At 41.0% G+C, this 14,098-nt stretch carries 12 protein-coding genes; 9 read left to right on the top strand and 3 right to left on the bottom strand.

Going from position 1 to position 14,098, the window contains the following annotated elements:
- The first annotated feature begins 29 nt into the window (after positions 1–29).
- The 5 genes from hemH (at position 30) to NSS92_RS09330 (ending at position 6,722) form a co-directional block, all read left to right on the top strand.
- Positions 30–968 carry a ferrochelatase gene (gene hemH / locus NSS92_RS09350; protein ID WP_048238403.1) on the top strand — a complete coding sequence of 313 codons (939 nt, stop codon included), beginning with the start codon at positions 30–32 and terminating at the stop codon, positions 966–968.
- A 22-nt stretch (positions 969–990) separates the two neighbouring features.
- Positions 991–2,403 carry a protoporphyrinogen oxidase gene (gene hemY / locus NSS92_RS09345; RefSeq protein WP_340867445.1) on the top strand — a complete coding sequence of 471 codons (1,413 nt, stop codon included), beginning with the start codon at positions 991–993 and terminating at the stop codon, positions 2,401–2,403.
- Between the two features lie 173 nt (positions 2,404–2,576).
- Positions 2,577–3,155, top strand: coding sequence for a TetR/AcrR family transcriptional regulator (locus tag NSS92_RS09340; protein ID WP_267585945.1), 579 nt, complete (start codon positions 2,577–2,579; stop codon positions 3,153–3,155).
- Between the two features lie 64 nt (positions 3,156–3,219).
- Complete coding sequence (locus tag NSS92_RS09335; protein WP_267585946.1) at positions 3,220–5,529, top strand: YhgE/Pip domain-containing protein; 2,310 nt, start codon at positions 3,220–3,222, stop codon at positions 5,527–5,529.
- A gap of 143 nt (positions 5,530–5,672) precedes the next feature.
- Positions 5,673–6,722, top strand: coding sequence for a M42 family metallopeptidase (locus tag NSS92_RS09330; RefSeq protein ID WP_340867442.1), 1,050 nt, complete (start codon positions 5,673–5,675; stop codon positions 6,720–6,722).
- Positions 6,723–6,755: 33 nt separating this feature from the next.
- Here the strand turns inward: NSS92_RS09330 and NSS92_RS09325 are convergent, their stop codons facing one another.
- The gene (locus NSS92_RS09325) at positions 6,756–8,045 is read right to left on the bottom strand and encodes a cation:dicarboxylate symporter family transporter (protein ID WP_142944432.1); all 1,290 of its coding nucleotides are present in this window, start codon (positions 8,043–8,045) and stop codon (positions 6,756–6,758) included.
- Between the two features lie 339 nt (positions 8,046–8,384).
- Positions 8,385–8,522 carry a protein YhfH gene (gene yhfH / locus NSS92_RS09320; RefSeq protein ID WP_081279451.1) on the bottom strand — a complete coding sequence of 46 codons (138 nt, stop codon included), beginning with the start codon at positions 8,520–8,522 and terminating at the stop codon, positions 8,385–8,387.
- 156 nt (positions 8,523–8,678) lie between these two features.
- Between yhfH and NSS92_RS09315 the strand changes: the two genes are divergently transcribed.
- The 3 genes from NSS92_RS09315 to NSS92_RS09305 all read left to right on the top strand — a co-directional run bounded on the left by NSS92_RS09315 (position 8,679) and on the right by NSS92_RS09305 (position 12,140).
- Positions 8,679–9,422 carry an MBL fold metallo-hydrolase gene (locus NSS92_RS09315; protein WP_340869973.1) on the top strand — a complete coding sequence of 248 codons (744 nt, stop codon included), beginning with the start codon at positions 8,679–8,681 and terminating at the stop codon, positions 9,420–9,422.
- 2 nt (positions 9,423–9,424) lie between these two features.
- Complete coding sequence (locus tag NSS92_RS09310) at positions 9,425–10,414, top strand: lipoate--protein ligase (protein ID WP_024425472.1); 990 nt, start codon at positions 9,425–9,427, stop codon at positions 10,412–10,414.
- A 172-nt stretch (positions 10,415–10,586) separates the two neighbouring features.
- Positions 10,587–12,140, top strand: a complete 1,554-nt coding sequence (locus tag NSS92_RS09305; RefSeq protein ID WP_267585948.1) for a fatty acid--CoA ligase family protein — start codon at positions 10,587–10,589, stop codon at positions 12,138–12,140.
- 79 nt (positions 12,141–12,219) lie between these two features.
- On the opposite strand, the gene NSS92_RS09300 is transcribed toward NSS92_RS09305, so the two are convergent.
- Positions 12,220–12,627 (bottom strand): sporulation protein, encoded by a 408-nt coding sequence (locus NSS92_RS09300; protein ID WP_142944435.1) that lies wholly within the window; start codon positions 12,625–12,627, stop codon positions 12,220–12,222.
- 177 nt (positions 12,628–12,804) lie between these two features.
- Here NSS92_RS09300 and NSS92_RS09295 point away from each other — a divergent pair, with 177 nt between their 5' ends.
- A complete protein-coding gene (locus NSS92_RS09295; RefSeq protein ID WP_340867432.1) occupies positions 12,805–14,088 on the top strand; it encodes a M48 family metallopeptidase in 1,284 nt (427 codons plus the stop codon).
- Positions 14,089–14,098: the final 10 nt, after the last annotated feature.

Here is a 14,098-nt window from a genome sequence, read left to right as displayed (position 1 = left end):
ATTTCAACTGATCTGAAGGAGTGTTGGTTGTGGAGAAAAAGAAAATGGGACTTCTTGTCATGGCATATGGCACCCCATATAAAGAAGAAGATATTGAACGTTATTATACACATATCCGCAGAGGCAGAAAGCCGGAGCCAGAGATGCTGCAAGATTTGAAGGATCGCTACAAGGCAATCGGCGGTATATCTCCTTTATCAAAAATTACCGAACAGCAGGCAAATGGTTTGTGTGATCATTTGAACGACATCCAAGACGACATTGAATTTCATGTCTACATTGGTTTAAAACATATCGAGCCGTTCATTGAGGATGCAGTCGCAGAGATGCACCGGGACGGTATTACAGAAGCAGTGAGTATTGTTCTTGCGCCGCATTTTTCAACCTTTAGCGTGAAATCGTATAATAAACGTGCACAAGATGAGGCAGACAAGCTTGGCAATCTGAAGATTACGTCTGTGGAAAGCTGGTACGATGAGCCGAAGTTTGTGGACTATTGGGTGAAACAAGTGAAGGATACGTATGCATCGATGAGTGAAGAGGAAAGAGAATCAGCCGTACTCATTGTGTCTGCACACAGCCTTCCTGAAAAAATTATCGCAGCAGGAGATCCATATCCTGATCAGCTCGCACAATCTGCCAAAATGATTGCAGAAGGTGCAGGAATTGAACATTATGAAATTGGCTGGCAAAGTGAAGGCAACACGCCTGATCCATGGCTTGGACCAGATGTTCAAGACTTAACACGGGACCTATTCGAACAAAAAGGCTATAAAACGTTCGTATATGTGCCTGTTGGGTTTGTCGCTGACCATCTTGAAGTGTTATACGACAACGATTATGAATGTAAAGTCGTAACAGATGAAATCGGTGCAGCCTACTATCGTCCAGAAATGCCAAATGCGAAACCAGCATTTATTGATGCTCTCGCAACTGTCGTATTAAAGAAGCTTGACGAAAGCAAGTAATTATATAAAAGAAGGCGATCCTATGCATGACAATCAAAAACACCTTGTCATCATTGGCGGTGGCATCACTGGTTTAGCCGCCGCCTTCTATTTGGAAAAGGAAGTCGAAGAAAAAGGTCTTCCAATTCAAATATCTCTTATTGAAGCGAGCCCTAGGCTAGGTGGAAAAATACAAACATTATATAAAGACGGCTACATCATTGAACGTGGACCTGATTCATTTTTAGAAAGAAAGGTCAGTGGACCGCAGCTGGCGAAGGATGTGGGGCTCGCAGATCAGCTCGTCAATAATGAAACAGGGCAAGCATATGTACTAGTCAATGAAACACTTCACCCGATGCCAAAAGGCGCTGTCATGGGTATTCCAACTCAAATCAGCCCATTCATCACAACCGGTCTTTTTTCAGTTGCAGGAAAAGCGAGAGCCGCAATGGATTTCGTACTGCCAAAAAGCAAACAGACAGAAGATCAGTCGCTCGGTGAATTTTTTAGAAGACGTGTCGGTGATGAAGTAGTTGAGAATTTAATCGAGCCTCTTCTATCAGGCATTTATGCAGGTGACATTGACCGCCTAAGCTTAATGTCCACCTTCCCGCAGTTTTATCAAACAGAACAGAAGCATCGCAGTTTGATTCTTGGGATGAAAAAATCACAACAGCATGCGAAAGCGCAGCAAGTGACAGCGAAAAAACAAGGGCAGTTCCAAACGATCAATCAAGGGCTTCAAGCGCTTGTTGAAGCAGTGGAAAGCAAGCTCAAGCTGACAACGGTTTATAAAGGGACAAAAGTGAAGAAGATTGAAAAAACAGATAGAGGCTACGGCGTACAATTAGACAGCGGTCAAACGCTTTTTGCCGATTCAGCCATTGTGACAACTCCGCATCAATCGATCTATTCCATGTTTCCAAAAGAAGCAGGGCTTGAGTATTTGCATGATATGACATCTACTTCTGTTGCAACGGTTGCACTCGGTTTTAAAGAAGAGGATGTTCATAATGAATATGACGGCACTGGTTTTGTCATCTCAAGAAACAGTGATTTCTCTATTACAGCCTGTACGTGGACGAACAAAAAATGGCCGCATACAGCTCCTAAAGGAAAAACGCTATTGCGTGCATATGTAGGGAAGGCTGGCGACGAATCAATTGTCGAGCAGTCAGACCATCAAATCGTCAGCATCGTGCTGGAGGATTTGAAAAAAATCATGGATATTAAAGCAGATCCAGAACTGACGACAGTGACTCGCTGGAAGACCAGCATGCCTCAATATCACGTCGGTCATCAAAAAGCCATTTCGAACATGCGAGAAACGTTTAAGCAATCATATCCTGGTGTTTATATCACAGGTGCTGCTTTTGAAGGTGTCGGAATCCCTGATTGTATTGATCAAGGAAAAGCTGCTATTTCAGAAGCTGTATCTTACCTATTTTCATAAAACAAACTCCCTTTTCTGTCAAGAAAAGGGAGTTTTTCATGTTCGAATATTTCAAAAAGAGTTGTGAATCATAAAAGTGAACAAAGTTGTTGCATCTGGAGAAAAGGATGTGGTATATTACTTTCTGTACTTAATGACCAAAACGTTCAAATAGTCATTTTGGGAGTGAGATCATGAGTGTTGATAGGAGACAAATGATTTTAGACGGGGCCACGAAGGCATTTACTCAATTCGGGTATAAAGCCACCACAATGGACCTTGTGGCGAAGCTTGCCAACGTCGGAAAAGGAACCATTTATACCTTTTTCAAAAACAAAGAAGAGCTGTTCGATGAAATTTTTACATCCCTTTTAATGGAGATGAGAAAAATTGCGGATGAAGCAATGGATGAGGAGAAAAGTTTCTCTGAAAACCTTCACTTAGCACTCTTTGCAATATTGGAATTTCGAAAAAACCACCAGCTCACAATTAAAATCTTTCAGGAAAATGCGGAGCTTGGCACGTCAGCGGTCAAGGAAATGATTGAGAAGATGGAGCAAATGATCATTCGCTATATTAAAACGAAAGTAAAAGAAGCGATTGATAAAGGCGATATTAAGCCATGTGATCCTGAATTGACTGCATTTGTGATGGTGAAACTATATATTGCACTTATTTTTGATTGGGAAAAGCGATACGAGCCTTTAACAAAAGAAGAGGTGGCCGAGTCGCTGGAGCTTTATGTACTCAAAGGACTTTTAGCAGCACCATAATTTTTTTTAAGTTCAAATGACCAAATTCTAAATTTAGTCATTCATCTATGGGAGGAAAACAGCAATGAATTTAATTCGGAATCAATGGAAAGACATTGTGACGAGCAAAAAACTACTGATCCCGATTTTAGCTGTCTTATTTATTCCGCTGATTTACAGTGGTGTATTTTTAAAAGCGTACTGGGATCCATATGGTACAGTTGATCAATTGCCTGTAGCGGTGGTCAACTTGGATGAAGGCAGTCATTATGACGGGAAAACACTGCATGTCGGCGATGATTTAGTGAAGGAATTAAAGAAAAACGATAATTTCAAATGGAACTTTGTCGATAGTGAAGAAAAGGCAGTGAAGGGATTAAATAATGAGGATTATTATCTCGTCGTGGAAATACCAAAGGATTTCTCGAAAAATGCAAGTACAGTCCTTGATAAACATCCCAAAAAATCGAATCTGAAATATTATACGAATCCAGGCGCCAACTATGCGGCGTCACAAATTGCGAATAATGCCATTATCAAATTAAAAGATTCAGTTTCAAAGGAAGTCACAAAAAATTACGCAGAGGTCATTTTTGATAACTTCAAAACGATTGCAAAAGGTTTAGATCAAGCAAGCGATGGTGCGAAGAAAATTGATGACGGAACAAAAAGTGCAAAAGATGGCAGTAACAAGTTAAAGGACAATTTAGCAAAATTGGCTGAAGGAACATTAACCTATAGCGAAGGTGTTCATCAGTTTGCTGGTAAAATGGGTGAATTGAACACAGGGATACAATCTCTTGACAGCGGACTTGGCCAGCTCTTAACAGGCTATCAAACCATCGATCAGAAATTTGGAGAGCTTGGTACAGGGATTGATACGTTGACTGAAGGGTTAAACACAAGCCGTGAAGGTCATCAGCAGCTCGCTTCTAAAATGCCGCAATTCACAGCGGGCATTGAGCAGCTAAACAACAAAGCACAATCTTTTTCAGAAAAAATTGAAGCAGTAGAAAAAGTCTTGTCGTCACCAGAATTAGCGAATCTTCAAAAGATGGCGCCTAAACTCGATCAGGTGAAAAAAGACGCAAAAACGTTTAGTACAAAACTTGCTTCATTAAAAGAAGCGCTATCGAATCGAGATGCTAAAGTAAAAAGCATCATCCAAAACAGCTCCATGACAGATGAAGAGAAAAAGGCGGCAATGGATCAGCTTGACAGTCTGCCTAAAATCGAACTGCCTGATCTGTCTGGACTTGAACAAAGCTTAGCGGCCTTGCAGGAACTGCCTGATGCAAGTGAGGTTCAATCTGCGGTTGCTTCTGCAAAAGCTCAGCTGCAGCAAGTCAAACAGCTGCCAAAGAAAACGGAACAGCTCTACACATCTACAGTCGCAATACAAAATGCAATTGATCAAATGACATCTGGTACGAATAAATTGTATCAAGGTGCACTGAAGCTTCAAACAGGTCAAGGCCAATTACAAGATGGTCTGCAGACAGCAAATGGAAAGCTTGATACAGCGAAAAGCGGTGCGGATAAGCTTGCGAATGGTTCAAGCCAGCTGAGCGCAGCATTAAATAAGCTCGAAAGTGGTTCAACGAATATTCAAAGCAACACATCTAAGCTTGCTGAAGGCTCAAAATCACTCGATAAAGGATTGGGCGATTTAAAGAGCGGTACAGGTAAGCTGTCCGATAAATTAAAAAGCGCCGCTGATGAAACAGGAGAAATTGATGCGGGTCAAGACAATTACAATATGATTGCAAGTCCCGTTAAAACAGAAAATGATACAGCGAAAAAGATTGATAATTATGGTACAGGGCTCACACCTTATATTTTATCAATGGGACTCTTTGTAGGGGCTCTCATGCTCACCGTTGTATTCCCAATGAAAGACCCTGCTGGACGCCCTAGAAATGCATTTGAATGGTTTGTCAGCAAATATAGCGTGCTCCTCTTTGTCGGTATTCTGCAAGCAGTCATTGCAAGCTCCATGCTCATCTTTGGGCTTGGTCTTGAGGTGGAAAGCCTCTGGCGCTTCTATCTCTTTGCGATCATCGTCAGTCTGACATTCTTAGCGATCATTCAGCTGCTGGCGACAACGATGGGGAACCCAGGACGCTTCATTGCTGTTATTATCTTGGTACTTCAGCTCGCAGCAAGTGCTGGTACATTCCCGCTTGAGCTTGTGCCGAAATTCTTCCAAGTCATTCATAGTCTGCTTCCAATGACGTATACAATCAATGGATTTAGAACGATCATTGCAAGCGGTGATAACAGCTATTTATGGCACCAAGCAGCGATCCTTGGAACAGTTGCGATCATCATGATGGCAGCAACAACAGCATACTTTGCTTGGAACGTAAGAAAAATGAAACAGGACGAAGCTTAATCCATGAATCCTTTCTCTTTTTAGAGAAAGGATTTTTCATTTGAAATTAGACATCTCGAACCTGAAGCGATATATTTTAAGAAGAGATGCTGAAAAAGGCATACATGGAAGGAATTGCTTTCAGACAAAGGAGGAAATGCCGAATGACAACTGAAGTAAACGAAACCGTTCAGCTGATTCAAAAGCTCGTATCAATCCCAAGTCCATCAGGAAATACAGAAAAAGTGATCGGCTTTGTTGAACGTTTTTTACAAGATTTGAATATTGAGACAAAACGAAATCGAAAAGGCGGATTAATTTCCACAATTAAAGGAACAGATGACAAGGAACACCGCATGCTGACAGCGCATGTCGATACGCTCGGTGCGATGGTTAAGGAAATTAAATCAAATGGACGGCTTCGTCTTGCACTCATTGGAGGCTTTCAGTATAACTCAATTGAAGGCGAATATTGTGAAATTGAAACAGCATCAGGCCATACATACACAGGGACCATTCTTATGCATCAAACGTCCGTTCACGTCTATGCGGATGCTGGAAAAGCGAAACGAAACCAAGAAAATATGGAGATTCGTCTTGATGAAAAGGTAAAAAATGCAGACGATGTCAAAGCACTTGGCATTCAAGTAGGGGACTTTATCTCATTTGATCCGAGAGTGGAAGTGACGTCTTCAGGTTTTATTAAATCAAGACATCTTGATGATAAGGCAAGTGTGGCGCTGCTTTTGCGGCTCATTCACCGGATTCAAAAGGAAAAGATCACATTGCCGCATACGACGCATTTCTTAATTTCCAATAATGAAGAGATTGGCTACGGCGGAAACTCCAATATTCCTGAAGAAACGGTGGAATATCTCGCTGTAGATATGGGCGCGATCGGTGACGGTCAATCAACAGATGAATACAGTGTATCGATTTGTGTAAAGGATTCGAGCGGCCCTTATCACTATGGACTACGCAAGCATTTAGCTGCATTAGCAGAAGAGAACAACATTGATTACCGCCTTGATATTTACCCCTATTATGGTTCTGATGCATCAGCAGCCATTAGAGCAGGGCATGATATCATTCATGGACTGATTGGTCCTGGTATAGATTCCTCGCATGCTTTTGAAAGAACACATGAAGATTCACTTGTCCATACAGCGGATCTCCTTTACCACTATGTCCAATCAACATTAATCACAGCATAAAAAAAGAACCCCTTCTATCGGGGTTCTTTTTGATTAGCTGGAAAGCTGTGTTGGCTCAGGTGCATCTTGTCCAGTCATCACACGATGTCCTTTTTCAGGGTCATACTGCCCTTCCCATTTAGACATGACAACAGCTGCAAGTGCATTTCCTGTTAAGTTCACAACAGTCCGCGCCATATCCATGATACGGTCCACACCTGCAATAAATGCAAGACCTTCAGCAGGTACACCGATTGTTCCTAATGTCGCGAGTAATACAACAAATGAAGTACCAGGAACGGCAGCCATTCCTTTAGATGTTACCATCAGTACAAGAACAAGTGTAAGCTGCTGAACGATTGTGAGGTCAATGCCATATACCTGTGCAAGGAAAAGCGCTGCAATGGCTTGATACAAGACGGAGCCGTCCAGGTTAAACGTATAACCGATTGGGATAACAAATGAAACAATCCCTTTTGGACATCCGATGCGCTCCATTTTATCCATGACCCTTGGTAAAACTGTTTCAGAGCTGGATGTACTAAAGGCAAGAAGCATCTCGTCTTTCATGTAAGCAAGAAATCTGAAAATATTGACGCCAATCATCTTTCCGATAATTCCGAATACAACAATAAGGAAGAGAGCGAGCGCAAAATAAACAAGACCTACAAGCTTACCTAATGAAATAAGAGATTCAAGACCAAATTTTGATACCGTCACACCAATGAGTGCGAATACACCAAATGGCGCAGCTTTCATCACAACATTGACGACATGGAACATGGCATGTGATACACCTTCGAAGAAGGCGAGCACTGGTTTGCCGCGTTCGCCAATGGCTGAAACGCCAAGTGCAAATAGCACAGTGAAGAAAATAATCGCAAGCAAATCACCTTCGGCCAATGATTGGAAGAAGTTCGTTGGAACGATATGAAGGAACGTATCAGCAACTGATTTGCTGCTTTGCTCTTTTTCCGTTTCAACATACTGGCTAATATCTTGTTTTTCCGTATTTCCAAAGTCAACGCCTGCACCAGGTTGTACAAAGTTTGCAAGCACAAGACCAAGGACAATCGCAAATGTTGTGATAATTTCAAAATAAAGAATGGTTCTAAAACCAAGTTTTCCTACTTTTTTACCATCACCCGCACCTGCAACACCTAAAATTAAGCTGGATACGACAATTGGTATGACAATCATCTTGATGAGCCTTAAGAAGAAGTCGCCAATTGGTTTTAAGTATGTCTCGACACCTGGGTTACCAAAAAAGATCGCCCCAACAACGACACCGAGAATAAGACCGATTAGGATTTGAGTAGCCAATCCAAATTTTAATTTTTTCATAGATTTCCTCCCTAACATATTCATTAAAGGAATATTCCCACCATATTAAGTTTTAATATATGAATTAAAGTATAACTAAATTTAAAGAGGTTCGTCCACGATTAAATTATATTAAGAAAATACAAAATTATTAGAAAAAATAGACATTTAGAACCCCCTCCATTGTTTCGAGTCAATAAAAAGTGTCTTCAGAACTAAAACTCATCATATGAAAATACTAAAAAACCCTTTTGTGACAGGGGTTTTACCTTTTTACCTATTTTTCAGAAAAAATAAAAAGCACCTTTGACTCCAACTGATGACGGAGGAAAAAAGTGCTTTTTTATTCAATTTATTCCCTTATTTAAGATAACTTACTTGTGAGCATTCCTCACATTCATTACCGTAACACTCGTGCTGTTCCATTAAATCATTTCCACATTTTGAGCATTTCTTTGAGGGCAAATTTCTAAAAAACTCTGTGATTTTTCCTAGCATTTGTCATCCTCCAATACGATTTGTTGCTATCATTGTATTATAACAGATTAGTAATTGTCAATCTGTTTTGTAACAATAGGCAGGAAGAATGCTTTTTCCTTGAAAAATGGGTATATTGTAAGAAGGGGATTTTTAGAAAAGGAGGGAAAAATGACGATGAAATTAACCGTGATTGGATGCTATGGAGGGTTTCCGGCAGCTGGTGAAGCGACATCAGGCTACCTTTTTGAATCAGATGGCTTTCGTCTTCTTGTAGACTGCGGAAGCGGTGTTCTTTCAAAGCTGCAGCAATACATTGATATAGAAGAACTAGATGCTGTTCTCCTTTCTCATTATCACCACGATCATATTGCTGATATCGGACCACTCCAATATGCGAAGCTAGTGGGATATCATTTAGGAAAAAGCAGCGGCCCGCTTCCGATCTATGGACATGCAGGTGATCAAGAAGCATTTGGACGGCTTTCTGATGATGTACATACAAAGGCAAAGCCTTACCAGCCGGAAGAAGGGATTCAACTCGGACCATTTCAAATTGATTTTTTGAAAACGGTTCATCCGGCAGAATGCTATGCTATGAGAATTCACGCAGAGGATGCTGTGGTCGTGTATACAGCAGACTCAAGCTATCAGGACGCATTTATTCCATTTAGCAAGGGGGCAGATCTGCTCATTGCCGAAAGTAATTTTTACGCTGGACAGGACGGATCAGGTGCAGGACATATGAACAGCACGGAAGTAGGGAAGATTGCAAAGGAAGCAAATGTTGAGGGACTCATCATAACCCATCTGCCCCATTTTGGCCGTCATAAAGACCTAGTCAATGAAGCACAGGCGTTATATACTGGCAGTATACAGCTTGCCCATTCAGGGCTTAGATGGAACAAGGAAGGAAGATAGAGATGCTGTTTATCGATAACGAACAACATTATGATCCAATGATTAATTTGGCAATTGAAGAATATTGCTTAAAATATTTAGATCCAGAAGAAACATATTTACTGTTTTACATCAATCAGCCGTCGATTATTATTGGAAAGAACCAAAATACAATAGAAGAAATCAACACGAAGTATGTGGAAGACAACGGAATTAAAGTCGTGCGCCGCTTATCCGGCGGTGGTGCAGTTTACCATGACAAAGGAAACTTAAACTTCAGCTTTATTACAAAAGATGATGGGGACAGCTTCCATAACTTTAAAAAGTTCACGGAGCCAGTCATCAAAGCGCTTGAAAAGCTAGGCGTTAAAGCTGAATTGAGCGGCAGAAATGACATCATGGCAGATGGACGTAAAATTTCTGGAAATGCCCAGTTCGCAACAAGAGGACGTATTTTCAGCCATGGCACACTGCTATTTGATTCAGAAATTGAACATGTCGTTTCGGCTTTAAATGTGAAAAAAGAAAAGATTGAATCAAAAGGCATCAAATCGATTAGAAGCAGGGTCGCCAATATTAGTGAACTGATGGATCAAAAAATGACAACAGAAGAATTTAGAAAAATTCTTTTAAGCTACATTTTTGATACAAATGGGGACGTGCCTCAATATCGCCTGACTGAAAAGGATTGGGAAAAGATTCACGAAATTTCCCGAGATCGCTATCAAAAATGGGAATGGAACTACGGTCGTTCACCGAAATTTAATTTGCAGCATTCTAAGAGATTCCCTGCAGGCTCCATTGATTTGCGATTAGAAGTGAAAAAAGGGATGATTCAAGATTGCAAAATCTTTGGTGATTTCTTTGGCGTTGGAGATATTGCCGATATTGAGAAGCGGCTCATTGGACAGCAATATGATCGTAAAACGATCAGCGACGTCTTAGAAGATATGGACATGCGTCACTATTTCGGCAACGTATCAAAAGAGGATTTTCTTGATTTAATTTATTAATCGCGGGAAAGCACGGCTAGGGATAGCGGTGCTTTTTTGATTGAAAGAAATGAAAGCGATTTACATTTGATCTTGTGGATTTTTTCGATTGTCTATTATAATAGAAAGGAGGAATGTTTGGCTATAAAATGAATGGTCATTCATTCATTGATGACACGTAAGGGGTGGGAGAATGGATTTGATCAAAAATCTTCAGCAGACGGCGATGACGAAGGGAGAAAATATCGCACTGATCTTTGAAGGAAAGAAGTGGACCTATCGAGAGCTGATGACAAGTATCGAGCGTTTTGCAGATGGATTAGTCAACGAAGGGTTTCAAGCTGGGGATCATATCGCGCTAATTTTAGGAAATTCACCGCATTTTGTCATTTCTTTTTTTGGCGCATTAAAGGCAGGAATTGTCGTTGTACCTATTAATCCAACATACACACCTAGTGAAATTGGATATATGCTCGTCACAGGCGATGTAAAAGGCATTGTGGCGCCTGAACAGCTTCTGCCAGTGTACGAGCAAGTGTATGAACAGCTTCCGTCCATTGAAAGAGTCATTATTTGTGCAGAAAATGAATCGGCGTGCAGATCAAGCTTTAAGGAAGTATCTGATCGGCTTGTTTTCTTTGGGAAACTTGTATCAGGTGCTGCGAATGAAAACGTACATCCTTCCATTCAGCCAGATGATACCGCAGTTATTTTATTTACATCTGGCACGACAGGAAAACCAAAAGGCGCCATGCTCACTCATCTCAACCTTTATTCAAATGCCAGAGACACCGCTGAGTATTTATCGATTGACGAAAAGGACAAGGTCATTGCCGCTTTGCCAATGTTCCATGTTTTTTGTTTAACAGTCTGTATGAATGCACCGTTAATTCATGGCGCGACGATTTATGTCTTGCCGCATTTCAGCCCATCAGAGCTTTTGCACATGATGGAAAAAGAGAAGCCAACGCTATTTGTTGGTGTTCCTACCATGTATAACTATTTGTACCGCCAGGAGGGGCATAATGAAGCGATGTCTTCTGTGAGGATCTGTATATCAGGCGGTGCCTCAATGCCTGTTGCCTTACTCCATGGATTTGAGAAAAAGTTCGGAGTTACGGTCCTTGAGGGCTATGGGTTATCAGAGGCATCTCCAGTGACTGCATTCAATCCTCTTGACGGAAAAAGAAAACCGGGTTCTGTCGGGACTGACATTATGAATGTGAAGAATAAAATTGTGAATGAACTTGGAGAAGAAGTCGGTCCTAATGAAGTCGGAGAGCTGATAGCAAAAGGGCCAAACATCATGAAAGGCTATTATCAAATGCCAGAAGATACGGAAGCTGCACTAAGAGACGGCTGGCTGTATACTGGTGATTTGGCGAGAAGAGATGAAGAAGGATATATTTATATTGTCGATCGGAAAAAAGATATGATTCTTGTTGGCGGTTATAATGTTTATCCAAGAGAAGTAGAAGAAGTACTTTATCAACATGAAGCAGTAGCAGAAGCCGTTGTCATCGGTGTGCCAGATCCAAACACAGGAGAGGCAGTCGTCTGTTACATTTCCCCTAAGAAACATGCTCACATTAATCAAGAAGACATCATCACACATTGTTCACGCTATTTAGCGAAATATAAGCAGCCCCAAACGATCCATTTCATAGATGATATTCCAAAAAACACAACAGGTAAAATTTTAAGAAGAGCGCTAAAGGAAAAGTATCAAGCAGAAGAAAGTAAATAAAAAAGGGAGTCTCTGATGAGGAGGCTCCCTCAGCATGTAGACACCCCCTCGCATTCAAAGTTTTCTCTCAAAGATCATTTTAGCTCTTTTGAATGGCTTCTTTTAACTGTCTCTGAAAAGATTTCGACTGGTTTTGATTCAGTTCATAAAACGTCCCATCTACTAAAAAAACGACCTGTGATCGGTTGGTCCAAAGCTGAAAGGTGGTACCATTTGTTCGTCCGAACATCACCTTGGCGATATAATCGGGCTTTTTTAAATTTTTCTTGAGATGATTGCTTGTTTGTTTGCCTTTATTTAATTCTTCAATTAAATCTTCTGCTGTGTCCTTATCATCTATTTCATAAGAGATGGATTCATTCGCTGGGGAGAGTAGCAATTTTTCTGCTCGATTCTCATCAAAGATTTCGCTCGTCCGGCTGAACACATAAAAGAAGGTGATTAATAAAAGTCCAAAAATCACAACTCCTGCAAGGATTTTCTTCATTTTGATCCTCCAACTCACTGTTTTACATGTAGCTTCTCCGATTTTTGAGCCGCATAATCATTTTTTTCGCGAAAGCTTTTTCAGATGGGGCATGCTATGATGGAGCCACATGAGACAGGTTCTAAACGAAAAAATGCGTGATTAGAATAGAGAGAGGAATGGAAAGGAGGCTGGCCTGTGCGAGTACGCAAGTGGGTAGCTCTTGCAACGGTAGCATACATATTGTACGGTCTTTTTATTTATTCTTATTTGTTTTTAATGGGGGATTCATCTGTTCCTGAAAGTGTGAAAGGGACAAGTGCAGACCCGCATACCTTTATGACAAACCATGAGCTTGTGATTAGCGAGAATTTCTCGAACATACGAAACCTGCTGTATTTCATAACAATTCCATTAGATTGGTATGTCTTTTTCCTTTTGCTCATTTCAGGGTTTTCACGGAAAATAGCAGACTGGAGCCTGGCAGCAGCTCGTTTCACGTTTTTAAGTAAACTTGTGTATGTGTTTGTGCTGTCGCTTCTAACAATGCTCATTTCATTGCCAATTAAGTGGATTGGCTATCAGCTGTCTTTGCACTACGGAGTATCTGCACAAAGTACGGCAAGCTGGTTGAAAGATCAAACACTGGATTTTTGGATTCAATATCCGCTCCTTGCCCTTTGTGCTATTGTGTTCTTTTGGCTGATTCAAAAAAGAAGAAAGCGCTGGTGGCTGTATGCGTGGTGTTTGACAGTCCCAGTCACGCTGTTTCTCTTCTTTATACAGCCGGTCGTCATTGATCCGTTATATAACAATTTTTATCCACTAAAGGATCAAGCTCTTGAGAAGAAAATATTAACGCTGGCAGACAAAGCGCATATTCCGGCAGATCATGTATATGAGGTCAATATGTCTGAGAAAACGAACACGATGAACGCATATGTCACAGGAATTGGTGAAAATAAGCGTATTGTCTTATGGGACACAACACTGCAAAAGCTGAAAGACCGCGAAATTTTATTTATCATGGCACATGAAATGGGACATTACGTCATGAAACATGTCTATATTGGGTTAGCAGGATACTTAGTGCTGTCACTGGCCGGATTTTTTGCCATCGACCGTCTTTATTTTTATCTTTATCAAAAAGGAGCAGCCTCATTTCGACTCAAGGTGTCACACGACATCGCTGCTCTTCCGCTTCTTTTAATCATTGTATCGATGCTGTCATTTGCAGCTTCACCTTTTACAAATGCGGTGTCAAGGCATCAAGAACGGACAGCCGACGAATATGCGGTGAACATGACAAAAGACGGGGAGGCAGGCGTAACGTCTTTTCAAAAGCTTGCAAAATCAGGGCTGTCCCAGGTAAATCCACCGTTTTTAGTGAAGATCTTCCGCTATGGACACCCCACGATGATGGAGAGAATCATGGATATGGAAAAAGCGGCGGAAAAAGAGGATGCATCGAAAAAGCAATAAACAAAAAATC

It is taken from the genome of Bacillus sp. FSL M8-0166 (genome assembly GCF_038008825.1).
In the GTDB taxonomy this organism is placed as follows: domain Bacteria; phylum Bacillota; class Bacilli; order Bacillales; family Bacillaceae; genus Bacillus; species Bacillus safensis.
This window is presented reverse-complemented; position numbering and strand designations above follow the sequence as displayed.

Coding starts and splice junctions, on each gene's coding strand:
- hemY (WP_340867445.1), top strand. CDS start 991: ATGCATGACAATCAAAAACACCTTGTCATCATTGGCGGTGGCATCACT.
- NSS92_RS09305 (WP_267585948.1), top strand. CDS start 10,587: ATGGATTTGATCAAAAATCTTCAGCAGACGGCGATGACGAAGGGAGAA.
- NSS92_RS09335 (WP_267585946.1), top strand. CDS start 3,220: ATGAATTTAATTCGGAATCAATGGAAAGACATTGTGACGAGCAAAAAA.
- NSS92_RS09330 (WP_340867442.1), top strand. CDS start 5,673: ATGACAACTGAAGTAAACGAAACCGTTCAGCTGATTCAAAAGCTCGTA.
- NSS92_RS09325 (WP_142944432.1), bottom strand. CDS start 8,045: ATGAAAAAATTAAAATTTGGATTGGCTACTCAAATCCTAATCGGTCTT.
- NSS92_RS09310 (WP_024425472.1), top strand. CDS start 9,425: ATGCTGTTTATCGATAACGAACAACATTATGATCCAATGATTAATTTG.
- NSS92_RS09315 (WP_340869973.1), top strand. CDS start 8,679: ATGAAATTAACCGTGATTGGATGCTATGGAGGGTTTCCGGCAGCTGGT.
- NSS92_RS09300 (WP_142944435.1), bottom strand. CDS start 12,627: ATGAAGAAAATCCTTGCAGGAGTTGTGATTTTTGGACTTTTATTAATC.
- yhfH (WP_081279451.1), bottom strand. CDS start 8,522: ATGCTAGGAAAAATCACAGAGTTTTTTAGAAATTTGCCCTCAAAGAAA.
- NSS92_RS09340 (WP_267585945.1), top strand. CDS start 2,577: ATGAGTGTTGATAGGAGACAAATGATTTTAGACGGGGCCACGAAGGCA.